24 protein-coding genes are annotated in these 24,621 nt (G+C 69.0%); 8 read left to right on the top strand and 16 right to left on the bottom strand.

Annotated elements, in window-relative coordinates; genetic code table 11:
- Positions 1-5: 5 nt before the first annotated feature.
- Positions 6-1,295 carry a deoxyguanosinetriphosphate triphosphohydrolase gene (locus C8K36_RS05435; RefSeq protein WP_107983331.1) on the bottom strand — a complete coding sequence of 430 codons (1,290 nt, stop codon included), beginning with the start codon at positions 1,293-1,295 and terminating at the stop codon, positions 6-8.
- Positions 1,292-1,987, bottom strand: coding sequence for a YdcF family protein (locus tag C8K36_RS05430; protein WP_107983330.1), 696 nt, complete (start codon positions 1,985-1,987; stop codon positions 1,292-1,294). The genes C8K36_RS05435 and C8K36_RS05430 overlap by 4 nt, the downstream gene beginning before the upstream one ends.
- Positions 1,988-2,055: 68 nt before the next feature.
- Between C8K36_RS05430 and C8K36_RS05425 the strand changes: the two genes are divergently transcribed.
- Positions 2,056-4,110, top strand: coding sequence for a TPM domain-containing protein (locus C8K36_RS05425; protein ID WP_107983329.1), 2,055 nt, complete (start codon positions 2,056-2,058; stop codon positions 4,108-4,110).
- Between the two features lie 67 nt (positions 4,111-4,177).
- Here C8K36_RS05425 and C8K36_RS05420 read toward each other — a convergent pair whose 3' ends face one another.
- Positions 4,178-5,569, bottom strand: a complete 1,392-nt coding sequence (locus C8K36_RS05420) for a glycine--tRNA ligase (RefSeq protein WP_107983790.1) — start codon at positions 5,567-5,569, stop codon at positions 4,178-4,180.
- Positions 5,570-5,758: 189 nt separating this feature from the next.
- Here C8K36_RS05420 and C8K36_RS05415 point away from each other — a divergent pair, with 189 nt between their 5' ends.
- Both C8K36_RS05415 and C8K36_RS05410 read left to right on the top strand, forming a co-directional pair.
- On the top strand, positions 5,759-6,124 hold the full coding sequence (locus C8K36_RS05415) for an ArsR/SmtB family transcription factor (protein ID WP_420910845.1): 366 nt from the start codon (positions 5,759-5,761) through the stop codon (positions 6,122-6,124).
- Entirely contained in the window at positions 6,121-6,555 is a 435-nt protein-coding gene (locus C8K36_RS05410) for a Fur family transcriptional regulator (protein WP_107983328.1), read from the top strand. Before C8K36_RS05415 ends, C8K36_RS05410 begins: the two co-directional genes overlap by 4 nt.
- 31 nt (positions 6,556-6,586) lie before the next feature.
- On the opposite strand, the gene C8K36_RS05405 is transcribed toward C8K36_RS05410, so the two are convergent.
- The 3 genes from C8K36_RS05405 to recO are packed head-to-tail and all read right to left on the bottom strand — an operon-like array spanning position 6,587 to position 8,575.
- The gene (locus C8K36_RS05405; protein ID WP_107983327.1) at positions 6,587-6,994 is read right to left on the bottom strand and encodes a hypothetical protein; all 408 of its coding nucleotides are present in this window, start codon (positions 6,992-6,994) and stop codon (positions 6,587-6,589) included.
- Positions 6,991-7,803, bottom strand: coding sequence for an isoprenyl transferase (locus C8K36_RS05400; RefSeq protein ID WP_107983326.1), 813 nt, complete (start codon positions 7,801-7,803; stop codon positions 6,991-6,993). The genes C8K36_RS05405 and C8K36_RS05400 overlap by 4 nt, the downstream gene beginning before the upstream one ends.
- The gene (gene recO / locus C8K36_RS05395; protein WP_107983788.1) at positions 7,760-8,575 is read right to left on the bottom strand and encodes a DNA repair protein RecO; all 816 of its coding nucleotides are present in this window, start codon (positions 8,573-8,575) and stop codon (positions 7,760-7,762) included. The genes C8K36_RS05400 and recO overlap by 44 nt, the downstream gene beginning before the upstream one ends.
- A 121-nt stretch (positions 8,576-8,696) precedes the next feature.
- On the opposite strand from recO, the gene C8K36_RS05390 reads away from it, so the two are divergent.
- A complete protein-coding gene (locus C8K36_RS05390; protein WP_107983325.1) occupies positions 8,697-10,127 on the top strand; it encodes an amidase in 1,431 nt (476 codons plus the stop codon).
- Positions 10,128-10,129: 2 nt separating this feature from the next.
- Complete coding sequence (locus tag C8K36_RS05385) at positions 10,130-10,699, top strand: TetR/AcrR family transcriptional regulator (RefSeq protein WP_107983787.1); 570 nt, start codon at positions 10,130-10,132, stop codon at positions 10,697-10,699.
- 83 nt (positions 10,700-10,782) lie between these two features.
- Here C8K36_RS05385 and era read toward each other — a convergent pair whose 3' ends face one another.
- From era to C8K36_RS05360, 5 genes are all read right to left on the bottom strand, one after another.
- Positions 10,783-11,700, bottom strand: a complete 918-nt coding sequence (era, locus tag C8K36_RS05380) for a GTPase Era (RefSeq protein WP_107983324.1) — start codon at positions 11,698-11,700, stop codon at positions 10,783-10,785.
- 1 nt (position 11,701) lies between these two features.
- Positions 11,702-13,024 (bottom strand): hemolysin family protein, encoded by a 1,323-nt coding sequence (locus C8K36_RS05375; RefSeq protein WP_107983323.1) that lies wholly within the window; start codon positions 13,022-13,024, stop codon positions 11,702-11,704.
- A 24-nt stretch (positions 13,025-13,048) separates the two neighbouring features.
- Complete coding sequence (ybeY, locus tag C8K36_RS05370; RefSeq protein ID WP_107983322.1) at positions 13,049-13,591, bottom strand: rRNA maturation RNase YbeY; 543 nt, start codon at positions 13,589-13,591, stop codon at positions 13,049-13,051.
- Between the two features lie 58 nt (positions 13,592-13,649).
- Complete coding sequence (locus C8K36_RS05365) at positions 13,650-14,741, bottom strand: PhoH family protein (RefSeq protein ID WP_107983321.1); 1,092 nt, start codon at positions 14,739-14,741, stop codon at positions 13,650-13,652.
- A 108-nt stretch (positions 14,742-14,849) separates the two neighbouring features.
- Positions 14,850-15,536, bottom strand: a complete 687-nt coding sequence (locus tag C8K36_RS05360) for a TetR/AcrR family transcriptional regulator (RefSeq protein ID WP_258195083.1) — start codon at positions 15,534-15,536, stop codon at positions 14,850-14,852.
- A gap of 187 nt (positions 15,537-15,723) precedes the next feature.
- On the opposite strand from C8K36_RS05360, the gene C8K36_RS05355 reads away from it, so the two are divergent.
- Positions 15,724-17,325: an MFS transporter gene (locus C8K36_RS05355; RefSeq protein WP_107983319.1), complete on the top strand. Its 1,602-nt coding sequence runs from the start codon at positions 15,724-15,726 to the stop codon at positions 17,323-17,325.
- A gap of 342 nt (positions 17,326-17,667) precedes the next feature.
- Complete coding sequence (locus tag C8K36_RS05350) at positions 17,668-18,948, top strand: putative Ig domain-containing protein (protein WP_107983318.1); 1,281 nt, start codon at positions 17,668-17,670, stop codon at positions 18,946-18,948.
- Between the two features lie 3 nt (positions 18,949-18,951).
- Here the strand turns inward: C8K36_RS05350 and C8K36_RS05345 are convergent, their stop codons facing one another.
- From C8K36_RS05345 to hrcA, 4 genes are all read right to left on the bottom strand, one after another.
- Positions 18,952-19,698 (bottom strand): alpha/beta hydrolase family protein, encoded by a 747-nt coding sequence (locus C8K36_RS05345; RefSeq protein WP_107983317.1) that lies wholly within the window; start codon positions 19,696-19,698, stop codon positions 18,952-18,954.
- A gap of 16 nt (positions 19,699-19,714) precedes the next feature.
- Positions 19,715-20,476, bottom strand: coding sequence for a 16S rRNA (uracil(1498)-N(3))-methyltransferase (locus C8K36_RS05340; RefSeq protein WP_107983316.1), 762 nt, complete (start codon positions 20,474-20,476; stop codon positions 19,715-19,717).
- Between the two features lie 18 nt (positions 20,477-20,494).
- Complete coding sequence (gene dnaJ, locus C8K36_RS05335) at positions 20,495-21,646, bottom strand: molecular chaperone DnaJ (protein WP_107983315.1); 1,152 nt, start codon at positions 21,644-21,646, stop codon at positions 20,495-20,497.
- Between the two features lie 96 nt (positions 21,647-21,742).
- Positions 21,743-22,786, bottom strand: a complete 1,044-nt coding sequence (gene hrcA, locus C8K36_RS05330; RefSeq protein ID WP_107983786.1) for a heat-inducible transcriptional repressor HrcA — start codon at positions 22,784-22,786, stop codon at positions 21,743-21,745.
- Between the two features lie 199 nt (positions 22,787-22,985).
- Between hrcA and C8K36_RS05325 the strand changes: the two genes are divergently transcribed.
- A complete protein-coding gene (locus C8K36_RS05325) occupies positions 22,986-23,288 on the top strand; it encodes a type II toxin-antitoxin system VapB family antitoxin (RefSeq protein WP_107983314.1) in 303 nt (100 codons plus the stop codon).
- Between the two features lie 8 nt (positions 23,289-23,296).
- On the opposite strand, the gene hemW is transcribed toward C8K36_RS05325, so the two are convergent.
- Complete coding sequence (hemW, locus tag C8K36_RS05320; protein WP_107983313.1) at positions 23,297-24,550, bottom strand: radical SAM family heme chaperone HemW; 1,254 nt, start codon at positions 24,548-24,550, stop codon at positions 23,297-23,299.
- Between the last annotated feature and the right edge of the window lie 71 nt (positions 24,551-24,621).

Raw genomic sequence — 24,621 nt, 5'->3', positions numbered from 1 at the left:
AGGCGCTAGCCCCAGCTGGCCTGGGCACCCAGGCTCTGCTTGTCGATCCGCTCGAGCCTGCTCTCGGTGCACGAGGCGATCTGGTCCACCACCACCCGAACCCGGGCGGCGTCGTCGTCAGCCGCGTGCCATGCGGGCAGGAACAGTGGATCGAGCCCTGCCGGCGCGGTGCGCAGGAGCCATTCGGCGACGCGGTGAATCCGGTCCCGCTGGCGCCCCTGATGCTTGAGGTGTCCGACGTCGGACATCACGTAATAGAGCGCGACGGTCTTCAGCAGCGCCACCTCCGCGGCCACGATCGGCGGTACCTCCAGGTCGGCCTCATACCGCGCGAGCGGGCCGGGTCCGGTCACCGCGCGGGTGCCCCCGACCGCCGCGGAGGCGAAGCGCCCCACCAGTTCGCTGGTGAGGTTCTTCAGTGCGACAGAACTGGTGAGGGTGCCGTCGTAGCTGCCGACGGTCGCCACCACCGGAAGCCGCGACAGCCGAGCGGCGGCCTCCACCAACTCGTCGACGGCGGGCCCCACGAACCGTCCGGCACCCAGCTCGGCGAGCGCCCGGACCTCGGTGGGGTCGCCGAGCGCGCGCAGGTCGATACGTCCGGCGATGACGCCGTCCTCGACGTCGTGCACCGAGTAGGCGACGTCGTCGGCCCAGTCCATCACCTGTGCCTCGAGACTCTTGCGGCCCTCGGGCGCACCGTCGCGCACCCAGGCGAGGATCGCGGCGTCGTCGTCGTAGGCGCCGAACTTGGCGCCGGGCCGCGGCCGCGTCCACGGGTACTTGATCGCGGCGTCCAGCGACGCCCGGGTGAGGTTGAGGCCGACGCTGCGTCCCTCGGCGTCGAGCACCTTGGGCTCGAGGCTCGTGAGGATGCGAAGGTTCTGCGCGTTGCCCTCGAAGCCGCCGCACACTGCCGCGACCTCGTCCAGTGCCTTCTCGCCGTTGTGCCCGTACGGCGGGTGGCCGATGTCGTGCGCGAGGCCCGCCAGATCGACGAGGTCCGGGTCCAGCCCGAGTCCGTCGGCGATACCGCGACCGATCTGCGCCACCTCGATCGAGTGGGTGAGCCGGGTGCGTGGGGTGTCGCCGTCACGCGGACCGACCACCTGTGTCTTGTCGGCCAACCGGCGCAGCGCGGCGGAGTGCTGCACGCGGGCGCGGTCGCGGGAAAAGACACTGCGATGCTGCGCCCCCTCGGCGCCGGAGGACAGGTTGGCGGTCTTGGGCGCCTCCGACACACGGCGCTCCACGTCGTGCGCGCTGTACGTCGCGCGCGTCGGAAAATCGGTCATTGACCCGCCGTGTATCCGAAGTCGGACGAGAAGTGCGTCAGCTGGTACCACAGCAGAGCGCCTGTCTCCCTCACGATTCCGTGGACCTGCGACTCCCGGGTCATGACAGCAGGCCCCTGACGTGTCGGCGCCGTCCAGGCGTCCAGACCCGCGTCGCGAGCCATGGTCCGGGTCCGCAACGAGTGCCACGGATCGCTCACCAACACCGCGGAGTGCATGCCGCGCGCGCCCATTTCGCGGCTGACCGCCTCCACGCTGAGCAGGGTGTCCGACCCCTCCTCCACCGCGACGATCGCGCCGCCCGGCACGCCCTGGTCCATGAGGTAGGTCTTGCCGGAGGCCGCCTCGGTGTACTCGTCGCCCTCCTGCTTGCCGCCCACCGTCACGATCGCGGGGGCCACGCCCTGCTCGTACAGCTTGCGGGCCTGATCCAGCCGGGCTTCGAACACCGACGACGGGGTGCCGTCGTACTGCGCGGCGCCCAGCACCACGATGGCGTCGGCGGTCGTGGTGTCGGTGACCCGCGCCACCTGCCACACCCGGAGTGCCGTGCCACCGACCAGCACCAGACCGATCAGTACGGCGCCTGCCACGAGTCGGGTGATCCAACGAGCGACCCCGGCGCCGAAGGACCGACGCGGCACGGGGCGTGACGACAGGTCCGGCGGGTCGTAACTGGGCGCGGAATTCACTCCCCGATTCTGCCAGTCGCTCACCGGGGCCGCCGTGCTCGGCGCGCCACAGCGGATAGATTCGTGACATGGCCCAGGCACTGTCGCGTTCTCTCGCCCCTCATCACGCCGCCCGCCGGTCCGCCGCCGCCGTGCTGGGCGCGCTGTTCACGCTCGTGGCACTCGCGTGGATTCCGGCGACGGCGTCGGCCGAGGCGCCACTGCGACTGCCCGATCACATCACCGATCCCGTCGGCGTCCTCGACGACGGTCAGCGCGCCGACGTCCAGGACGCCCTCGACACGCTGTACGACGAACACAAGGTCAGCCTGTGGGTGGTCTACGTCGCCGACTTCGACGGCCTGTCCCCCGAGGCGTGGACCACCCAGACCGCGAAGCTGAGCGGACTCGGCAACAAGGACGCTCTCCTTGCGGTCGCGACGACGGACAGCGCCTACTGGTTCGACGTCCCCGTCGCGCTGTCCGAGGTCACCGATTCCGAACTCCAATCGATTTACGAGGACTCGGTGCAACCCGCTCTGCGCGAGGATGACTGGGCAGGAGCCGCAATCGCCGCCGCCGGCGGCCTGAGCGACGCGATGACCGCCTCCCGCGCGTCGCTGAAGATCCTGGGTGTCGGCCTCGGCGTGGTCGCCGTGGCCGGAGCGGGTGTCTTCCTGTACTCGCGCAAGAAGCGCGGCGACCGCCTCGAGGCGTCCATCGCCCAGGCGCGGCAGGTGGATCCGACCGACGCCGAGGCGCTGTCGGCACTGCCGATTCCCGCCCTCGACGCCCTCGCGAAGGACGAGTTGGTGGAGATGGACAACGCGATCCGGACCAGCGAGGAGGAGTTGAACCTCGCCGTCGGCGAGTTCGGTGCCGATGCCACCGCGCCGTTCACCGCGGCGTACGAGCAGGCCCGCGCGACGCTCGCGGCCGCGTTCGCGATCCGGCAGCGCCTCGACGACGAGATCCCGGAAACGCCCGAGCAGCAGCGGCAGATGCTGGTGGAACTGATCACGACCTGCGAGCGCGCCGACCGGGAACTCAATGCGCGTGTCGGCGAATTCGATTCGATGCGCGATCTGCTCCTCGACGCCCCCGCCCGACTCGACGCCCTCACCCAGGCCGTGGTCGCGCTCACCGTCCGCGTCCCCGCCGCCGAGTCCGCACTCGCCGCGCTCGGCAGCCAGTTCCCGGCGTCGGTGCTGGCGTCCGTGCACGACAACCCCGCGATGGCGCGTGATCGGATCACGTTCGCCGAGCAGAACATCGCGGCTGGACGCCAGGCAACGACGCTGCCCGCGGGCAAGCAGGGTCCGGCGGTCATCGCGATCCGGGCGGCCGAGGGAGCATTGGACCAGGCGCGCAAACTCCTCGACGCGGTCGATCACGCCGACGTCGACATCCGGCACGCCATCGCGACCCTGCCGGCGGCGATGGCCGACGTGCAGGAGGGCATCACCGCGGCGGGAGGACTCGCCGCGAAGGGCGGTCCGAAACTCGCGGAGGCGAAGGCCGCCGCGGAGGCCGCGCTACGGAATGCGCAGTCCGCCAAGGACACCGACCCGCTGGGCAGTTTCACCAAGGTCGTCGAGGCGGACGCCCGACTCGACGCGGTCCTGGCAGAGGCCCAGGAGGCGAACCGGCAGGCCGAGCGGGCCCGAGCGCGACTCGCCCAGGACCTGACAGCCGCACAGGCTCAGGTGACGGCGGCCGCGGACTACATCGCGACGAGGCGCGGCGCCGTCGGCGCGGAGGCCCGCACCAGGTTGTCGGAGGCGCAGCGGCACCTGCAGGCCGCACAAGAGCTCGCGGACTCGGATCCGTCGAAGGCACTGCGGCACGCGCAGTCCGCGACCGAACTGGCGTCGCGCGCCCTGTGGGCCGCGCAGGCGGACGTCAACCGCTACCAGGACAATCAGCGCCCGCCGAGCGGTGGCGTGGCGGGCGGCGGCGGCAACGCGGCCGGCGCGATCCTCGGCGGCATTCTCATCGACAGCATGCTGCGCGGCGGCTTCGGCGGCCGCGGCGGCAACTGGGGTGGACGCGGGGGCGGCGGCTGGGGCGGACCCGGACCCGGATCGTTCGGCGGCCCGAGCAGTTCGGACCGCATCGGCCGCGGAGGTGGCGGCCGCTTCTAGGCCCTGGAACGCCGAATGTCACCTGCGTTCAGTCGAACTGAACGCAGGTGACATTCGGCTGAGGAGACTAGGAACCGATCAGACGCTGGGCGAGGTAGCCCTCGACCTGATCGAGCGCGACGCGCTCCTGCGCCATGGTGTCGCGCTCACGAATCGTGACCGCGTGGTCCTCGAGGGTGTCGAAGTCCACCGTGATGCAGAACGGCGTGCCGATCTCGTCCTGGCGACGGTAGCGGCGGCCGATGGCGCCGGCGTCGTCGAACTCGATGTTCCAGTGCTGACGCAGCGTCGTCGCGAGATCCTTCGCCTTGGGCGAGAGATCGGCGTTGCGGCTGAGCGGCAACACCGCGGCCTTGACCGGAGCGAGACGACGGTCCAGTCGCAGCACGGTGCGCTTGTCGACGCCGCCCTTGGCGTTGGGCGCCTCGTCCTCGGTGTACGCGTCGACCAGGAAGGCCATCAGCGAGCGGGTGAGGCCGGCCGCGGGCTCGATGACGAACGGCGTGTAGCGCTCACCGGACGTCTGATCGAAGTAGCTCAGGTCCGTGCCCGACGCCTTGGCGTGCGTCGCGAGGTCGTAGTCGGTGCGGTTGGCGATGCCCTCGAGCTCGCCCCACTCGCTGCCCTGGAACTGGAAGCGGTACTCGATATCGACGGTGCGCTTGGAGTAGTGCGACAGCTTCTCCTGCGCGTGCTCGTACAGGCGCAGGTTGTCCTTGTTGATGCCCAGGCCGGTGTACCAGTCCATGCGGTAGTCGATCCAGTACTGGTGCCACTCTTCGTCCTCACCCGGCTTGACGAAGAACTCCATCTCCATCTGCTCGAACTCGCGGGTGCGGAAGATGAAGTTGCCGGGAGTGATCTCGTTGCGGAAGCTCTTGCCGATCTGGCCGATGCCGAACGGCGGCTTCTTGCGCGACGTGGTGAGCACGTTCGCGAAGTTCACGAAGATGCCCTGCGCGGTCTCGGGGCGCAGGTAGTGCAGGCCGGACTCGCTGTCGACCGGGCCGAGGAACGTCTTGAGCAGGCCGGAGAACGCCTTGGGCTCGGTCCACTGCCCCTTGGTGCCGCAGTCCGGGCACACGATGTCGGTCATCGGCACGGCGTCCGGGTTGTCGAGCTTGTGCTTCTCGGCGTACGACTCCTGCAGGTGGTCCTGCCGGTGACGCTTGTGGCAGTTGAGGCACTCGACCAGCGGGTCGCTGAACACCTCGACGTGCCCCGACGCCTCCCACACCTGGCGGGGCAGGATCACCGACGAGTCGAGTCCGACGACGTCCTCGCGGCTGGTGACCATGTTGCGCCACCACTGCTTCTTGATGTTCTCCTTGAGTTCCACGCCGAGCGGACCGTAGTCCCAGGCCGACTTGGTACCGCCGTAGATCTCGCCGCAGGGGTAGACGAGCCCCCGGCGCTTGGCGAGGTTGGCGACGGTATCGATCTTGGACTTGGGTGCCACTGGGCTGCTCTCCATCTGGGTAATAGATGCGTGGTTCACGTGCGGTTTTCGCCTGTCCAGAGTATCGGTATCCGCGCCGTCGTCCCACGCACCCGGTTGACATGCATATTCGTGCATATCAAAATGGAATTGATTTGCAATAAGGTGGCTGGTCAGAGCCCGACCGTACGCATGTGAGGAGCTGACGCCGTGAGCATCGCCGACGCGGGGAACCCGCGCGCCGACACCTCGGCCGAGGGCCCGTGCTCCGACGCCCCTGCCGCGCCGCTGCCGTCGAAGGAAACGCTCACCGCTGCCGGCGAGATCCTCCGCGCACTCGCGGCACCGGTACGGATTGCGATCGTCCTGCAGCTGCGCGAGTCCCAACGCTGCGTGCACGAACTCGTCGGCGCACTCGGCGTCACACAGCCACTGATCAGCCAACACCTGCGGGTCCTCAAGGCCGCCGGTGTCGTACACGGGGAACGCAACGGCCGCGAGGTGATGTACCGCCTCGTCGACGACCATCTCGCCCACATCGTCGTCGACGCTGTGGCCCACGCGGAGGAACAATGACCGACAACCTGACCGACGAGACCGACAGCCGCCGCGCCGTCGTCGGCGTGCGTTCCACGAAGCAGCGCAGCGCCATCTCCGCACTTCTCGACGAGATCACCGAATTCCGGTCGGCACAGGAACTGCACGACGAGTTGCGCCGACGCGGCCAGGGCATCGGCCTCACCACCGTCTACCGAACGCTCCAGACGCTCGCCGACGCCGGCACCGTCGACGTCCTGCGCACCGACACCGGCGAGTCCGTGTACCGACGCTGCTCGTCCGGCCACCACCACCATCTGGTGTGCCGCGCTTGCGGTTTCACCGTCGAGGTCGACGGACCCGCGGTCGAGCAGTGGTCGCAGACCATCGCCGACAGCAACGGTTTCACCGACGTCAGCCACACCGTCGAGATCTTCGGCACGTGCCGGGACTGCGCCCAGGCTCGGTAAGGGTCGCTCGGTAAGGCCTACTCGACAAGGCCTACGCCAGCAGCCCCTTGCGCGCCTCCTCTGCGCCCGACAGCACCAGCAGCAGCATGGTGGTGAGCGGCGCGTCCGCCAGGCCGGTGGCCGGGAACGTGTAGCGCAGCACGACGTCGGCCTGCCGACCGCGGGTGACGACGACGATCGAGCCGAATTGCAGACGGGCGTTCCGTTCGGCGACCCGCTTGTGGAGCGTCGGCGACACAGTCCGATCCCACGCGAGGACGCCCGTCAAGGACAGGACGTCGAGGCCGTCGGCGAGGGTGACCGCGCGCAGTGAACAGAGCGCTCCGCCGTACTCGAAGCGCAGTGAATCGTCGTCGTCGGCCTCGACGTCGACGAATCCTGCGAGTGCTGCCCGCGCCCGCTCCTGCAACTCCTCGGCCGCCGCCGTCCCATCGCTCACTGGTATCTCACTCCCCCGAAGCGGCGATCCCGCGACGCATACTCGATGCACGCAGCCCACAGGTCCCGGCGGTCGAAGTCGGGAAACAGCTTCTCCTGGAACACCAGTTCGGCATACGCCGCCTGCCAGATGAGGAAGTTCGACGTGCGCTGCTCGCCGGACGGGCGCAGAAACAGGTCGACGTCCGGCATGTCGGGCTCGTCGAGGTACTTCGCGAACGTGGCCTCGGTGATCTTCTCGGGATCGAGCTCACCCGCCGCCGCGCGCCGAGCGATTTCCTTTGCCGCGTCGGCGATCTCGGCGCGCCCACCGTAGTTGACGCACATCGTCAGCGTCATGACGGTGTTGTCCTTGGTGAGCTCCTCGGCGATCTCGAGTTCCTTGATGACACTGCGCCACAGGCGCGGTCGACGCCCGGCCCAGCGCACGCGCACGCCCATCTCGTGCATCTCGTCGCGGCGGCGGCGGATGACGTCCCGGTTGAATCCCATGAGGAACTTGACCTCGTCGGGGCTGCGCTTCCAGTTCTCGGTGGAGAAGGCGTACGCGGACAACCACTTCACGCCGATCTCGATGCATCCCTCGAGGGTGTCCATGAGAACGGCCTCGCCGCGCTCGTGTCCGGCGGTCCGCGGCAGTCCCCGATCCTGCGCCCAGCGGCCGTTGCCGTCCATCACGAGCGCTACGTGATTGGGGATCAACTCGGGCTGGAGGATGGGCGGACGCGCACCCGAGGGGTGCGGGGCGGGCGGGCGGATCTCCCGGTCAGGCTGAGCTTGCGGTTCGCGTCGTCGAATCACGCTCCCCATCCTGCCTGACCGCCTCGTCGTGCCCGACTGCCGGATGGGGTCGGTGACGTTCGATCAGGGGCAGCGTGCGCAGCTGCCGCTCGAGGTGCCACTGGAGGTGCGCGGCGATCAGCCCACTGGCCTGGCTGCGCATCGCCGGCGTCGCGGTCTCCGTGTCCTTCCACTGCCCGTGCGCGAGCGCGTCCATGAGATCGAGCACACCGACGGACGGCGTCGCCGCCCCCGGCGGCCGACAGTGCACGCATACCGCGCCACCGGCGGCGACGTGGAATGCGCGATGCGGACCGGGCGCCGCGCAGCGCGCACAATCGGTGAGCGCCGGAGCCCAGCCCGCGTAGCCCATCGCCCGCAACAGGTAGGCGTCGAGGACCAGTTCGACGGGCCGCGCCTGCTCGCCCACCGCCCGCAGGGCCCCGACGGTGAGACTGTGCAACCGCGGCGCCGGGGCCCGCTCCTCACCGGCCAACCGCTCGGCCGTCTCGAGAATCGCGCACGCGGTGGTGTAGCGGCCGTAATCGTCGACGATATCGACACCGAACGCGTCGACGGTGTGCACCTGGGTGACGATGTCGAGACTACGACCGGGATGCAACTGCACGTCGATGTGCGCGAACGGCTCGAGCCGGCCCCCGAACTTCGACTTGGTGCGGCGCACCCCCTTCGCGACCGCCCGGACCAGGCCGTGCTGGCGGGTGAGCAGGGTCACGATGCGGTCGGCTTCGCCCAGCTTGTGCTGGCGCAGCACAACCGCATAGTCCCGGTACAACCTCACCTCGCCAGTCTCCCACGGCGCACCGACACCGGAGGACAGGCGCGTCCACGAAAGCCGCCCCACCCAAAACTGGAACGCGTTACTGTTCGTTCGAACGAACGGAAGCGCGAACGGGGCGGCAATGAGCACTGAACTGCAGGAACACGGCGTCGCGGGGAACGCACCCGGGCTCGAGGAGCAGGCGGCGGCGCTCGCGGCGGGCCGGACATCGTCCGTCGCTGCGATCATCGATTCCCTGGACCGGATCGAGGCCAGCCAGCCCACGCTCAACGCCTTCCGCATCGTGCGCCGCGCCGGGGCTCTGGCCGAGGCCGCCGACGCCGACCGCCGCCTGGCAGCGGGGGAACGCCTACCCCTCCTCGGAGTCCCGATCGCGGTGAAGGACGACGTCGACGTGACCGGCGAGACCACCGCGTTCGGGTGCCCCGGCGAGTTCCCGGTGAAGACCGCCGACTCCGAGATGGTCCGCCGCCTCCGCGACGCGGGCGCCGTGATCGTCGGCAAGACCAACAGCCCCGAGCTGGGTCAGTGGCCGTTCACCGGTGGCAGCGCGTTCGGCCACACCCGTAACCCGTGGGGCCGCGATCGCACCCCGGGTGGCTCGTCCGGTGGCAGCGCGGCGGCCGTCGCCGCCGGTCTGGTGCCCGCCGCCGTCGGTTCCGACGGCGCCGGATCGGTACGCATCCCCGCGGCCTGGACCCACCTGGTCGGGATCAAGCCTCAGCGCGGCCGCATCTCGACGTGGCCCGAGGCCGAGTCGTTCCACGGCATCACCGTCAACGGCCCGCTGGCCCGCACGGTTGCCGACGCGGCCCTGCTATTCGACGTGATCGCCGGCAACCACGACGGCGACCTGCACAAGCCGCCACCGGTCACGGTGCGCGACGCGGTCGGACGCGATCCGGGACGCCTGCGGATCGCGCTGTCGCTGCGCATCCCGTTCACCGCCACGCCGACGGCACTGCACCCGGAGATCCGGGCGGCAGTGGGACGCACTGCCCACACCCTGCGCCGCCTCGGTCACGACGTCGTCGTCGACGACCCCGAGTACGGAATCCTGCTGGGGCTCAACTTCCTTCCCCGCTCGCTTGCCGGGGTGGACGTGTGGCTCGATCGGCTACCCGACGCGACGCTGGTCGATCCGCGTACCCGCGCCAACGCCCGCACCGGGCGAATGCTGTCCGGCTGGCCACTGCGTGCCGCCCGGGCTGCCGAGCCGCGGATGCGGCGTCGAATCGGGGCGATCTTCGACGACTACGACGTGATCCTCGCCCCCACCACCGCAACTCCCCCGCCGCGCGTCGACGCGATGGACGCGATCGGCGGGGTCGAGACCGACAAGGTGATCACCGCCGCGTGCCCGTACACGTGGCCGTGGAACATCCTGGGATGGCCCAGCGTGAATGTCCCGGCAGGCTTCACCGCCGACGGACTACCGATCGGCGTCCAGCTGATGGGGCACGACAACACCGAGCCGCTTCTGGTTTCCCTTGCCGCACAGCTCGAGTCGGTACTGAACTGGCACGACCACCGTCCCGGGCAGTGGTGGTGACCATGGCCACGACGTCGGTCCGTGACCGCATTCTCGCCGCCGCACTGCACATCGTCGGCACCGAAGGTGTTCCGGCGGTGACGAATCGGCGCATCGCCGCCGAGGCCGCGGTGTCCCTCGGATCGGTGACGTACCACTTCGCGACGCAACCGGAGCTACTCCGAGCAGCGTTGACCGACTTCGTCGCCGAGGAGACCGCCCGCCTCCGCGAGATCGCGGAGAGCTACCGGGAAACCGGCATCAGTGTCGAGGATGCCGCGGCGATCACCGAGCGGATCGCCCGTGATCTCACGTTCTCCGCCGAGCGGATCGCACCGTTCGAGCTCTACATCCAGGCCGGACGTGACCCCGAACTGCGTGACGCCGCGGCCCAGTGCTTCGCGGCCTATGACGACCTGACGGTCACGATCCTGACCGCTCTCGGGATCCCGCACCCGGAGTCACTGGCACCCACCCTGGTGGCGACCATCGCCGGCCTGCAGTTGCGTCGTCTCGCTACCGGCGACGGCGGACAGGAAATCGCGGTCGCGGTGCTCCAGTTGATCCGCGGCGCGTTCGTTCCGAGGCCGTGAGAATCCACCGTGCCGCGCCGAAAACAGTCGTGCCGCTCCCCCGATCGGAGGAGCGGCACGACAAGAACTGGCGCGGCAGAGGACTAGAAACCGAGGCGGCCCAGCTGCTTCGGGTCGCGCTGCCAATCCTTGGCCACCTTGACGTGCAACTCCAGGTAGATCTTGACGCCGAGCAGCTTCTCGATCTGCTTGCGAGCCGCGGTTCCGACCTCGCGCAGCCGGGCACCGCCCTTGCCGATCACGATGCCCTTCTGGCTGGGCCGTTCGACGTACAGCAGCGCGTGCACGTCGAGCATCTTGCCCTGCTTCTCGGTGCGACCTTCGCGTTCGATGATCTCCTCGATGACGACGGCCAGCGAGTGCGGCAGTTCGTCGCCGAGCCCCTCGAGCGCTGCCTCGCGGATCAGCTCGGCCATGAGGGTTTCCTCGGGCTCGTCGGTCAGTTCGCCGTCGGGGTAGAACGCGGGACCGGGCTCCATCATCCCGGCGAGGACCTTCACCAGCAGTTCCACCTGCTCGCCGGAGACGGCGGACACGGGGATCACCTCGGCCTCCGGGCCGAGAAGCGCGGACACCGCCATGAGCTGCTTGGCGACGCCGTCCTTGGTCATCTTGTCGATCTTGGTGACGATGCCGACCAGCTTGGTCTTGGGTGCCATCTGGCGCACCTGCTCGACGATCCACCGGTCGCCGGGGCCGATCTTCTCGTCGGCCGGGATGCACAGGCAGATGATGTCGACCTCGGAGTACGTGTCGCGCACGAGGTCGTTGAGGCGCTGGCCGAGCAGCGTCCGCGGCCGGTGCAGGCCGGGGGTGTCGACCAGGATCAGCTGCGCGAAGTCACGATGCACGATGCCGCGGATCGTGTGGCGCGTGGTCTGCGGTCGCGACGAGGTGATCGCGATCTTCTCGCCGACCAGCGCGTTCGTCAGCGTCGACTTGCCCGTATTGGGCCGTCCCACGAAACAAACGAAGCCGGAACGGAATTCGTTGTCGGTCATATCACTCCTGGTTCACGTTTCCGTCTTCGTCCACCGGGCCGGTGTCACTGTGTTCGGTCGGGACGCGCTCGACGTACACCGTGCTGATCCGCACCCGCCCACGCACGTCCGCGCCACCCTCGCCGCGCAAGCGCAGCCCGGCGGTCTCGATCTGCGAGCCGGGCAGGGGAACCCTGCCCAACTCGTAGCCGAGCAGCCCGCCGACCGTCTCGACCTCGTCGCCGGGGATCTCGACGTCGAACAGTTCGCCGAGGTCCTCGACGGGCAACCGCGCCGACACTCGGTAGGTGCCGTCGCCGAGATCCTCGATCGGCGGGGTCTCGTCGGTGTCGTACTCGTCGGCGATCTCCCCGACGATCTCCTCGATCACGTCCTCGATCGTCACCAGACCGGCGATGCCGCCGTACTCGTCGACCAGCACGGCCATGTGGTTGCGGTCGCGCTGCATCTCGGCGAGCAGGCTGTCGAGAGGCTTCGAGTCGGGCACGAACACCGCGGGGCGCATCACCTGAGCCACCGTCACGCTGTGGCCGCCGTCGGACGAATAGTAGGTCTGCTGCACCAGGTCCTTGAGGTACACGACCCCGAGGACGTCGTCGACGTTCTCGCCGATCACCGGGATCCGGGAGTGGCCGCTGCGAACCGCGAGCGAGGTCGCCTGACCGGCCGTCTTGTCGGCCTCGATCCACACCATCTCGGTGCGCGGGACCATCACCTCGCGCGCGGACGTGTCACCCAGTTCGAACACCGACTGGATCATCCGGCGTTCCTCGTCGGCCACCACACCGCGCTCCTGCGCCAGATCGACCAGCTCGCGCAGTTCGATCTCGGACGCAAACGGTCCGGCGCGGAATCCGCGGCCCGGGGTGAGCGCGTTGCCGACCAGAATCAGCAACCGGCTCACCGGACTGAACAGGGCACCGAGCGCCACCAGTGGAACGGCCGCCGCCAGCGTCAGCGGGTAGGCGTGTTGCCGCCCCAGGGTGCGGGGGCCGACGCCGATCGCGACGTAGTCGACGAGCACCATGGCGACGATCGTCACGACCATGCCCCAGGCGGCGCCCATGAGATCGATCAACGCACCCGCGAGCAGGACTGCCGCCGCGATCTCGCACAGGATCCGCAGCAGGACCATGAGATTGACGTAGCGGGGACGGTCCGAGACGATTCGCACCAGGCGCGCAGCACCGGGACGCTCGTCCTTCGCCAACTCCTCCACCCGTGCGGGCGAGAGTGTGTTGAGCGCGGCGTCGAGCGCGGCGAACAGCCCGCCCAGCGGCACCAGGATGACAGCGACGAGCACCAGGACGACTGCGTCGTTCACGTCTCGATCACCGTCCGCCGAGCGTCACTGCTCAGTGCCGTCGAAGAAGCCGGCCTTGCCGAGGAGACGCTGGTCGCGTGCCGCGAGCTCGGCCTCCTGCTCGGCGCGGCGCAGGTCCTCGTACCACTCGGCGAGGAGCTGGTTCTGCAGGCCGAACATCTCTTTCTCCTCCTCGGGCTCGGCATGGTCGTAGCCGAGGAGGTGCAGGACGCCGTGCACGGTGAGCAGCGCCAGTTCCTGGTCGAGCGAGTGCCCCGCCGTCTGCGCCTGATCCGCCGCGAACGACGGGCACAAGACGATGTCGCCGAGCATCGACGGACCGGGCTCCGGGGCATCCGGGCGTCCGCCCGGCTCGAGCTCGTCCATCGGGAACGACATCACGTCAGTGGGGCCCGGCAGATCCATCCAGCGCATGTGGAGGTCGGCCATCGTCGCCGAATCCACGAGCACCATCGACAGTTCCGCGGCCGGATGCACGTCCATCCTCGCGATCACGAACCGGGCGACGCTGATCAAATCCTCGTCGGAGACTTCCATCCCCGATTCGTTGGAGATCTCGATACTCATCTACGTCGTTCCTTCGTAAGCCGCGAACACGCGGGAGCCGTTCTGGGCGGAAACAACCCTACCGCCGGTGGGGACGCGGCTGGACCGCTCGTCGCTGCGCACGGTTCCCGAGCGGGGTGTCCCCGTCACGGGACGCCTCGAACCGCTCGTACGCGTCGACGATGTCCGAGACCAATCGGTGTCGCACGACGTCGCTGCTGTCGAGAACGGAGAAGTGGATGCCACCGATGCCGTCGAGGATCTCGGTGGCCGCCCGCAGTCCCGACCGCGCCCCGCCGGGCAGGTCGACCTGGGTGATATCGCCGGTGACGACGATCTTGGAACCGAACCCGAGTCGGGTGAGGAACATCTTCATCTGCTCGGCGGTGGTGTTCTGCGCCTCGTCGAGGATGATGAACGCATCGTTGAGAGTGCGTCCGCGCATGTAGGCGAGCGGCGCAACCTCGATGACACCGGCCTGCATCAGCTTCGGGATGGCCTCGGGATCCATCATGTCGTGCAGGGCGTCGTGCAGAGGACGCAGATACGGGTCGATCTTCTCGTGCAACGTTCCCGGCAGGAAGCCGAGACGCTCGCCGGCCTCGACCGCGGGCCGGGTCAGGATGATCCGCGTCACCTGCTTGCTCTGCAGCGCCTGCACAGCCTTGGCCATCGCCAGGTAAGTCTTGCCCGTTCCGGCCGGGCCGACGCCGAACACGATGGTGTTCTCGTCGATCGCGTCGACATAGTGCTTCTGGTTCAAGGTCTTCGGACGGATCGTCTTGCCGCGGCGCGACAGGATGTCCAGGCTAAGCACGTCTGCCGGCGACTCCGAGAGACCCTGAGTGAGCATGCCGAGGGTGCGGCGAACCACGTCCGGAGAAATGGGCTGGTTTCGGCGAACCAACGCTGCGAGCTGCTCGAGAAGTCGTTCGGCAAGCGCGACGTCCGCCGGTGTGCCGGTCAGGGTGACGGCGTTGCCGCGAACGTGGATGTCGGCGTCGAGGACCTGCTCGAGAGCGGTCAGATTCTCGTCGGTGGACCCGAGCAGAGGCGGAACCACCTCGGGCGGGAACTCCATGCTCGAGCGCACGGTGCGCTGAGCCGGCTGTGCAGAATCCTGCGGGGCGTCGCGCAGGTGCGACCTACCGTTCTCGACTTGTTCACTCACGTGCGCGCTATAGCCTTCTTCCAGGTCCGATCGGTCCATCGGGGCCACACGACCGAGTCGGCGTGTGTGTCCAAAGTCTAGCGCCAGCGGCCGACAGCGCCCACCGAGTTACTCGCCGGACGCCTCGTCGGGTACGTCCGTGTCCGCGAGCCAGGCCGCAGCCTGCCCGACGACGTCGGCGGCACGCTCCGGCGGCAGCCCCAGCAACACCAGGCCGGCAGTGGCGAACGTCTCACCACGATCGGAGATCGCGCCCCGGTTCGCATGCTCGAGGAGTGTCAATGTCATGCCCTCGGACATCGCGACCAGCAGTTCGGGCCGCAGATACGACGAGAACACTCCCTCACGCTGACCCCGCTCGACGTTGCCCACCGTGATCGTTCGCAGCGGCTCGAGGAGATCGTGGATCCGCTCCTCCCCCAGTTCGCGCCGGGCGAAGGAGAGCAGTACCCGGAATCGGTCGCCGACCGGCCAGGTGCGCAGCGCCAGCGCCGCGACCGCCAGGTCGGGCCGCTCCGGAGCGGGCGGTCCCGACGCCAGGCTGGCCCCGATCGCCCCGGACGCCTCCGCGACCAACCCCTCGATCAACGTCTCCCGGTTCGGGAAGTGCGAGTACACCGTGCGCCGAACGACGCCGGCTGCCTTCGCCACGTCGCCCATGCTCGCGTCGGGATCCGCCGCGAAGGCCGAGATCGCGGCATCGAGAATGCGCGCCCGGTTCGCGCGCGCCTGCGCGCGGGGCGGTTGCGGACCCGCGGCGGGCACCGCCTGGGAAGTCGAGGACTCGGAACTCACCGACCCATCTTCCCTTACGGCGGCGGACGGACACCGAAGTCCGATCTCGAACGCTCCCCCGAAACTCGCGACCGGTGTGACGTCCGCCACCCCTTCCTTGCACACCGGTATGCAAGGAACTAACTTGCACATCAGTGTGCAAGATCGCGGACGACGTGACGAACAGCATGCGGGAGGGCCTTCGAACATGACGATCACACTGGCGCAGTTGCCGGGCGTTGCCACCACCCCGGTGGACCAGATGGACCGGCCCTACCCACGGCGCTGGGCCGCGCTGGGCGTGCTGTGCCTGAGCCTGCTGATCGTCGTGATGGCGAACACCGCGCTCATCGTCGCAGCCCCCGACATGACGCGTGATCTCGCGCTGACCAGCTCGGACCTGCAGTGGGTCATCGACGGCTACACCGTCCCGTACGCGGCCTTGATGCTGCTGTTCGGTGTCATCGGCGACAAGTACAGCCGCCGCGGGGCACTGTTCGCAGGTCTACTCGTCTTCGGCGTCGGCGCCGTGTTCGGCAGCCTCGCCGACAGCACCACCTCGGTGATCGCCGCTCGTATGGTCATGGGTGTCGGCGCGGCGATAATCATGCCCGCCACGCTGTCACTGCTGGTCGCCACCTTCCCCTCTGCCGAGCGCGCCCGCGCCATCGCGGCGTGGGCCGCCACCTCCGGCCTCGCGATCGCCCTCGGTCCACTTCTCGCCGGGTGGCTGCTCGAAGACCACAGTTGGCACTCGACGTTCCTCATCAACGTGCCGATCGCGGCCTTCGCGATCGTCGCGGCGCTGGTTCTCGTGCCGCCGTCGAAAGCCCGGGGACTGGGCCGCATCGACTGGATAGGCGGGCTGCTGTCGGTCGTCACCATCGGCGCTCTCGTGTTCGCCATCATCGACGGATTCCACTTCGGCTGGGGCCCGAGCGCGCTGTCCACCGCCGCGGTCTCCGCCGTGGGGCTCGCCCTCTTCGTCGCCTGGGAACTGCACCACCCGCAGCCACTACTGAACGTGCGCAAGCTCGGCGAGCGCGCCGTCGGTGGCGCCTCCCTCGCGGTCATGCTCGTGTTCCTGGCGGCGTTCGGCGCGATGTTCTTCGTCGCCCAGCAGTTCCAGTTCGTTCTGGGGTTCGGCCCGCTCGCCACCGGCGTCCGACTTCTCCCGCTGGCCGTGGCTGTCTCGGTCGGTGCCGCGGCGAGTGCCCGCCTGACCCCACGGGCGGGTACCCGCACCATCGTCGCCGGCGGCATGCTGGTCGCGGCGGCCGGCGTACTGCTGCTCGTCCGCGTCGATGGGGCGTCGACGTACCTCGACTTCGTGCCCACCCTCGCCCTCCTCGGGATCGGTGTGGGACTTGCCGTCTCGCCCGCAACCGACGCCATCATGGGGAACTTCCCAGAGAAGGATCTCGGCGCGGCCGGCGGACTCAACGACACCGCGATCGAACTCGGCGGCTCGCTCGGGATCGCGATACTCGGATCGGTCCTCGCCTCCGCGTACAAGGACGGGATCGCAGGATTCCTGGCAGCGCTTCCCGTCCCCAATCTGACGGGGCCGCAAGCAGATCTGGTGACGCAGGGCCTGCAGGCATCGGGAGAATCGGTCGGCGGCGCCGCGATCGTCGCCGGAGAACTGGCGAGAAATCCCCTCGGCGCAGCACAGGCCCAGCCGCTCATGGATGCGGCGACCGTCGCCTTCGCCGACGCCATCTCCCGTGCCAGCCTCGTCGGTGGGCTCGCCCTGGCCCTCGGCGCCGTCGTCGTCGCCGCGGTCCTGCCCGCACGCGCAAAGGCCTGAGACGCAGCCGGTCCTCGATCCTCGGGAACGCCGGCAGTGTCGATCTCGATGTCGATGATCGAGAAGGGGCTCTGAGGGCAGGGGTGCATGCGAATCCTCACGCCGCCTCGAGTCGCCTCTGCCGTGCCGGAAACATGTTCAGGCGCAACTGAAATGCCACTCCGTCATGGCCAATTGTGGCCAATGGCCACAATTGCCCCCTCGGCCATTGCTAGATTCCGCTGAGCCGCCGACCGAAGTGGACGTCTACCGGACTACAAGTGGGAAGCGTTTCCCGACGGTGAAGGCCGCGACACCCGCGCACGTAGACACAGATTCCCACCTCCCACGAAGGATTGCCGGATGACCGCAACCCGAGCCTCGCGCACCAGAACACGACAAAGCATGCTTGCCACCCTCGCACTCGCCACCGCGCTGGTTCTCCCTGCTGCGGCGACCGCAACGCCGATAACCCCGCACCAGGATGCCGTTGCTTGGGGGTACGCGTACGAGGGCGCCACCGGGGTCCCCACACTGGGCGATGACGCGTCGTACACCGCGATCGGGGGCGGTTTCGGCCACTCCCTCGCCGTCACCTCGGACGGCCAGGTCAAGGCCTGGGGCCGCAACGAATTCGGCCAGACGACGGTGCCGGCCGCCGAAGGAAAGACCTACACCGCCGTCGCCGGCGGCTTCGGGCACTCGCTCGCCCTCACGTCGGACGGACAGATCGACGCATGGGGCGACAACCAGCACGGGCAGACCGACGTTCCGACGCTGGAGGAGGGCGAAAAGTACACCGCGATCGCCACCGCGCACAATCATTCACTCGCACTCACCTCCGACGGACGGGTCGAGACGTGGGGCTTCGGCTCGTACGGTCTGCGTGACGTCCCGGTCCTGGAACAGGGTCAGACGTACACCGACATCGCCGCCGGCACGACGCACTCGATCGGCCTGACGTCCGCCGGCACGATCAAGACCTGGGGTTACGACTCCGCCGGGCAGATGAATGTTCCCGATCTCGAACCGGGGCAGACGTACACCGCCGTCGCCTCCGGCTGGGATCACGTGCTCGCCCTCACATCCGACGGCGAGATCAAAGCGTGGGGATACAACAACGCCGGGCAGACAGATGTGCCGGCTCTCGTGAACGGCGAGACGTACGTCGCCGTCGGCGGCGGCCAGTTCCACTCGGTAGGTCTCACTTCGACCGGCCGAATCGTGGTGTGGGGCGACAACTACTACGGGCAGACATCCGTTCCCGCCGAGCACACGTACACCGCTGTCGCCGCATTCGGCGGCAACCACGTACTCGCGCTCGCCGAGGCTGCGCCCACTGACACCGTCGCGCCCACGGTCTCCGGTGCGCCGCCGTCCGGCATCGTCGGGCAGCCCTACACCCATACCTTCACCCTCACGGGCAGCCCGACACCGTCGGTCGACCCGAGCATCGAACTGCCGCCCGGGCTCACACTTTCCGCGGAAGGAGTCCTCTCGGGAGTCCCCACCGCCGAAGGCACGTACCACTTCACCGTCACTGCCCTGAACGGCACAGCACCTGACGCCTCGCTCGACGTCACCGTCATCATCGACAACGCCGACCAACCAGGAGGCACCGGTTCGCTGGGCAGCCTCAACTGACCATCAGGTCAGCAGCAGTTCCCGAGAGAGCTTCCAGCTGCGGGTGTTCGGGTCGAGGAAGGCGAAATGATCCTCGCCCTCGATCAGATGCAACTCCACCGGATCGCCCGCCGCCAGAGCCGCGGCGTGGTACCGGGACGCGATCTTCGCCGGGACCTGCGCGTCCTCAGTGCCGTGGAGGACCACCACGGGAACCCCGATCGGGACCCGATGCTGCGGCGACGCGGAACGGTACAGCTCGGGGTCGTCCTCGAAGGGGACGCCGAACAGGTCCTCGATGTAGCTGACGCGTCGGCCGCGCTCGGCGGCCGACGCGAGGTCGAGCGCCCCGGCCTGCGACACGAACAGTTCGGGGTGGATCGTCGTATCCCGTTGCCCGGCAAGCCAGACTGCGAGCTGTCCGCCCGCCGAATGCCCGACGACCCGGACCCGGTCCAGATCGAGCTGCACCGGGGACGCGGCGGCGACGGGCCCGGCGATAGCCTCGAGCGCGGCAACGACATCAGCCGACATCTCCGGCCACCGTCCACCCGCGCCGATGCGGCGGTACTCGATGTTCCACACGGCGACACCGCTGCGGGCCAACTCGACCGACAGGGCAGTCCCGAGATTGAGCTGGTACTTCCCGCTCCAGTAGCCACCGTGGATCACCATGACGACCGGAACCGGTTCCCCGGCAACGCCTTCCGGCGCATAGAAGTGGCCGAACTGCTGCGGCTCGGCGCCGTACGCGATGCGCGTCCTGGGCATGCTCGTCGCTCCCGAGTCAGTCGAGGGGCGCCGAGGACCAGCGATCGGTGAGCACACCGATCGCCCCCAGCGCCACCGCCGCGGCCGTCGAGGTCCGTAGCACCGTCGGCCCCAACAGGACCGCGGTCGCTCCGGCGTCGGTCAGTGCGGTGATCTCGTCGTCCGACAGTCCGCCTTCCGGCCCCACCACCAGCATCACCTCGGGAGCGTCCCGCAGCGGCAGCAACGCGAACGGCGACCGCGCCGACTCGTGGAGCACTGCCACGACACCGCCGCGGCCGACGACGTCACGAACCCGCTCCAGGATCTGCGGGGTGTGGTGCAGCTCCGCGACGTCCGGCACGAAGGAGCGTCGCGCCTGCTTCGCGGCCGCGATCGCCGCGTTGCGCCAGCGCACCACGCCCTTCTGTGTCTTGGCGCCTTCCCAGCGGGCAACACACCGCGACGACTGCCACGGCACGACGGCGTCGATCCCCGCCTCGGTGGCCAGTTCGACGGCCAATTCGGAACGCTCCGCCTTGGGCAGCGCCTGCACCAGCGTCACCCGGGGGGTGGGCGGCTGCTGGTCCAGACGCGCGGTCACCTCCAGGTCGAGGCGATCCTTCCCGGCGGCGGTCACGACGGCGTCCGCGATGCCGCCGTGCCCGTCCGCCAGGAGCAGTCGCTCACCCGGCTTGATCCGCCGTACCGTCGCGGCATGACGACCCTCCGGGCCGTCGAGCACCGCGGGACCGCCGACGTCGGGCAGTGGATCCAGATAGAAGACTGTCGCAGCCATCGGTCGGTCCGGCGCCGGTCAGCGTCCGCTGAAGGCGTCGCGCAGCCGCGAGAACAGCCCACCGGTGTTCGGCGACCCGGTCGAGACCACCTCGGCATGATCGCGGTCGCGAAGGTTCTTGAACTCCTGCAGCAGCTTGCTCTGCTTACCGTCCAGGCGCGACGGGATGATCACCTCGAGGTGCGCGTGGACGTCGCCGCGTACGCCGGAGCGCAGCTTCGGCATGCCGTGACCGCGCAGGACCGATACGGAGCCGGGCTGTGTGCCCGGGTCGACGGTGATCTCGGTCGGACCGTCGATGATCGTCTCGAGCGTCACCGTGGTGCCGAGGGCCGCGTCGACCATCGGGACCCGGATGGTGCAGTGCAGGTCGTCGCCGTCACGGACGAACGTCTCGTGCGGCTGCTCGATGATCTCGACGTACAGATCGCCGGCCGGGCCGCCGCCGGGACCGACCTCGCCCTGCGCCGCGAGCCGGATGCGCATTCCGCTCGACACACCGGCCGGCACCTTCACGGTGATGTCACGACGGGCACGCACGCGGCCGTCGCCGCCACACTTGTGGCAGGGATCCGGGATGGTCTCGCCGGCGCCGCGGCACGTCGGACAGGGACGCGACGTCATGACCTGACCGAGGAACGAGCGCTGCACGGACTGGACCTCACCGGCGCCGCCACACGTCTCACAGCGGATCGGCTTCGAGTCGCCGTGGGTGCCCGAGCCGGTGCAGCCGTCGCACAGGATCGCGGTGTCGACGGTGATCGTCTTGGTCACGCCGGTGGCGCACTCTGCGAGCGTCAGCTTGGTCCGCAGCAGCGAATCCGCGCCGGGCTGCACACGTCCCTTGGGCCCGCGGGCGGTACCGCCACCGCCGAAGAATGCCTCGAAGACATCTCCGAGACCGCCGCCGAAGCCTGCGCCACCGAAGCCGCCGGCACCGGCACCACCGCCGGACTCCATCGGATCGCCACCGAGATCGACGATTCGCCGCTTCTCGGGGTCCGAGAGCACCTCGTACGCGGTGGAGACCTCGCGGAACCGCGCCTGTGCCGACTCGTCGGGGTTGACGTCCGGATGCAGCTCACGGGCGAGCTTCCGGTATGCCCGCTTGATCTCCTGATCGGTCGCCTTGGGCTCGACGCCGAGCGTGCCGTAGTAATCCCGTGCCACTTTGGGTATCTCGTCCTTCTCTACATCGTTCGCATCACACGGTGAGCACCGCCGACACCGGAACCCTCCGGCCCGACGCCGTTGCCCGTCCGCGCCCTATCGCTCGGCGAGTACCTCGCCGATGTACCTGGCAACGGCAGCCACCGAGGCAATTGTTCCCGGATAGTCCATCCGAGTGGGGCCGAGGACCCCCACACCGCCGAACACGGTACCGGCAGCGCCGTACCCGGTCGAGATCACCGACGTCCCGCGCATCTCCTCGACCTGCGTCTCCTCACCGATCCGCACGGTCACCCGGCCTGCATCCTGGGTCGCGGCGAGCAGTTTGAGGACCACCACCTGCTCCTCGAGCGCTTCGAGGACCGAACGCAGCGAGCCGGGGAGTCCGGCTTGCAGCGAGAAGTCGGCCGCGTTGCGCGTCAGATTCGCGGTTCCGCCCAGCACCAGACGGTCCTCGGGGTGTTCGACGAGCGTCTCGACCAGCACGGTGGCCGACCGGATGACCGCGTCCCGCAGATTCTCGGGCGCGTCCTCGGCAAGTTCCGAGACCGCGATCGATGCCGCGGCGAGCCGCTTGCCCTCGAGAGCGCCGCCGAGCAGTGCTCGTAGCCGCGACAGGTCCTCGTCGTCGATCACGTCACCTAGTTCGACGATCCGCTGGTCGACGCGCCCGGAATCGGTGATCAGTACCAGCAGCAGGCGGGCGGGGGTGAGCGCGACCACCTCGAGATGGCGGACCGAGGACGCCGACAGCGAGGGGTACTGCACCACCGCGACCTGGCGGGTGAGCTGCGCGAGGAGCCGGACGCCGCGGCGCAGGACGTCGTCCAGATCGACTCCCGACTCGAGGAACTCGAGGATTGCGCGACGCTCGGCGGCCGACAGCGGCTTGACGTCGGAGATCCGGTCGACGAACTGGCGGTAGCCCTTGTCGGTCGGCACGCGTCCCGAACTGGTGTGCGGTTGCGCGATGTAGCCCTCGGCCTCGAGCGCGGCCATGTCGTTGCGGATCGTCGCACTGGAGACACCCAGATTGTGGCGCTCCACCAGGGCTTTCGATCCGATCGGCTCCTGCGTGGAGACGTAGTCGGCGACGATCGCCCGGAGCACCTCGAATCGTCGTTCGTCCGTACTCGCCACCGCCACCACCTCCATTTCGACGCTCAGCCCGGGGTCCACCCGACTGTCGATACCCAGTCTAATGGCCTGGTCCGCCCCGAACTCCTCAGGCCGCGCCGGACATTCGAGGCACAACGAACAATTGCGCCGCAGCCCGTACTGTATTCGTCGGTCGGCCCGCGGGGTCCGGCCCACGGTCGAGCGACACGGGCGGAACAACATGATCTTCAAAGGTGTCAGGGACGGCAAGCCGTATCCGGATCACGGATTGACACTCCGCGACTGGTCACAGATCCCGCCGCGGCAGGTCCGCCTCGACGAGATCGTCACCACCACCCGGGTCCTCGAACTCGACCGCCTCCTGTCCGAGGACTCGACGTTCTACGGCGACCTGTTCCCCCACGCGGTCCTGTGGGAGGGCACGATCTACCTCGAGGACGGCGTCCACCACGCGGTGCGATCGGCACTGCGCAACCGGGTCGTCCTGCACGCCCGGGTCTACGACTACGACGCCGTCGGCTGACGCACGAGTCAGTCGAGAATGTCCCGGACCACAGCATCGGCCAGCAGCCGACCACGGTCCGTCAACACCAGGTGGCCGGACACGACCACCGCCAGCCCGTCCGCCACGACCCGCTCCGCGGCAGCGCGTTCGCTCTCACGCAGATCGGCCAGCGGAAGCCCGGTCCGCAGCCGGATCGCCAGCATGACCCGCTCGACGTGGATGTCCTCCGCAGTCAGGGATTCACTACCGCCCACGGGCAGCTCGCCCGCCGACAACCGGTCCGCGTACCGCGCCGGATGTTTGACGTTCCACCACCGCACCCCGCCGATGTGGCTGTGCGCGCCCGGCCCGGCGCCCCACCAGTCGCCGCCGTCCCAGTAGCCGAGGTTGTGCCGGCAGCGTGAGTCTTCCCCCGACGCCCAGTTCGACACCTCGTACCAGGCGAGACCGGCGTCGGCGAGCCGCGAATCGATCCGCTCGTACCGGGACGCGAGGACGTCGTCGTCGGGCGACGGCAGTTCGCCCCGGCGCACCTTGCGGGCCAGCGCGGTCCCGTCCTCGACGATCAGCGCGTACGCCGACACGTGGTCGACGCCCGCGTCCAGCACCGCATCCAGGGACGCGTCGAGGTCGCGGTCGGTCTCGCCCGGCGTGCCGTAGATGAGGTCGAGGTTGACGTGGTCGAACCCGGCGGCGCGCGCCTCACGGGCCGCCGCGACCGGTCGGCCCGGGGTGTGGGTTCGGTCGAGCACCCTCAACACATGCTCGGCTGCGGACTGCATGCCCAGGGAGATCCGCGTGAATCCCGCCGCGCGCAGCGTCGCGAAGAACTCCGGCGACGTCGACTCGGGGTTCGATTCCGTGGTCACCTCGGCGCCGTCGGCAAGCCCGAAGCTGGTCTTCACGGCACCGAGGACCTCCCCGAGTCCGTCGCCGCCGAGCAGCGACGGCGTACCGCCGCCGACGAACACGGTGTCCACCGAGGGCGCGCCCGTGATCTCGGCGGCCTGCGCCAGTTCTCGCTTCAGTGCGTCGAGCCACGACTGCGGCGAAGCCGAGGTCCCCAGTTCGCCCGCGGTGTAGGTGTTGAAGTCGCAGTAGCCGCAGCGCGTGGCACAGAACGGGACATGGACGTAGATGCCGAAGGGGCGCTTCCCGACACCGCGCAACGCCGTGTCCGGAAGCTCGAAGGGCGTCGACAGGTCGGCAGGGGTCGAAACGGCGGATCCACTCACGCCTCCAGTGTCCCAGTCACCCCGTTTCGCGCCACGCTCCCCCATCCGATCAGGAGATTTCCCGCGATTTTCGGGGAAATATGCGCCCAGTGGTCGGCACGGACGAAATCCCATGG

The sequence above is a fragment of the Rhodococcus sp. OK519 genome (assembly GCF_003051005.1).
Lineage (GTDB): Bacteria > Actinomycetota > Actinomycetes > Mycobacteriales > Mycobacteriaceae > Prescottella.
This window is presented reverse-complemented; position numbering and strand designations above follow the sequence as displayed.

Coding starts and splice junctions, on each gene's coding strand:
- C8K36_RS05435 (WP_107983331.1), bottom strand. CDS start 1,295: ATGACCGATTTTCCGACGCGCGCGACGTACAGCGCGCACGACGTGGAG.
- ybeY (WP_107983322.1), bottom strand. CDS start 13,591: ATGAGTATCGAGATCTCCAACGAATCGGGGATGGAAGTCTCCGACGAG.
- C8K36_RS05390 (WP_107983325.1), top strand. CDS start 8,697: ATGAGCACTGAACTGCAGGAACACGGCGTCGCGGGGAACGCACCCGGG.
- C8K36_RS05410 (WP_107983328.1), top strand. CDS start 6,121: ATGACCGACAACCTGACCGACGAGACCGACAGCCGCCGCGCCGTCGTC.
- C8K36_RS05345 (WP_107983317.1), bottom strand. CDS start 19,698: ATGCCCAGGACGCGCATCGCGTACGGCGCCGAGCCGCAGCAGTTCGGC.
- C8K36_RS05355 (WP_107983319.1), top strand. CDS start 15,724: ATGACGATCACACTGGCGCAGTTGCCGGGCGTTGCCACCACCCCGGTG.
- era (WP_107983324.1), bottom strand. CDS start 11,700: ATGACCGACAACGAATTCCGTTCCGGCTTCGTTTGTTTCGTGGGACGG.
- C8K36_RS05385 (WP_107983787.1), top strand. CDS start 10,130: ATGGCCACGACGTCGGTCCGTGACCGCATTCTCGCCGCCGCACTGCAC.
- C8K36_RS05325 (WP_107983314.1), top strand. CDS start 22,986: ATGATCTTCAAAGGTGTCAGGGACGGCAAGCCGTATCCGGATCACGGA.
- hemW (WP_107983313.1), bottom strand. CDS start 24,550: ATGGGGGAGCGTGGCGCGAAACGGGGTGACTGGGACACTGGAGGCGTG.
- C8K36_RS05340 (WP_107983316.1), bottom strand. CDS start 20,476: ATGGCTGCGACAGTCTTCTATCTGGATCCACTGCCCGACGTCGGCGGT.
- C8K36_RS05350 (WP_107983318.1), top strand. CDS start 17,668: ATGACCGCAACCCGAGCCTCGCGCACCAGAACACGACAAAGCATGCTT.
- C8K36_RS05425 (WP_107983329.1), top strand. CDS start 2,056: ATGGCCCAGGCACTGTCGCGTTCTCTCGCCCCTCATCACGCCGCCCGC.
- C8K36_RS05400 (WP_107983326.1), bottom strand. CDS start 7,803: ATGGGGAGCGTGATTCGACGACGCGAACCGCAAGCTCAGCCTGACCGG.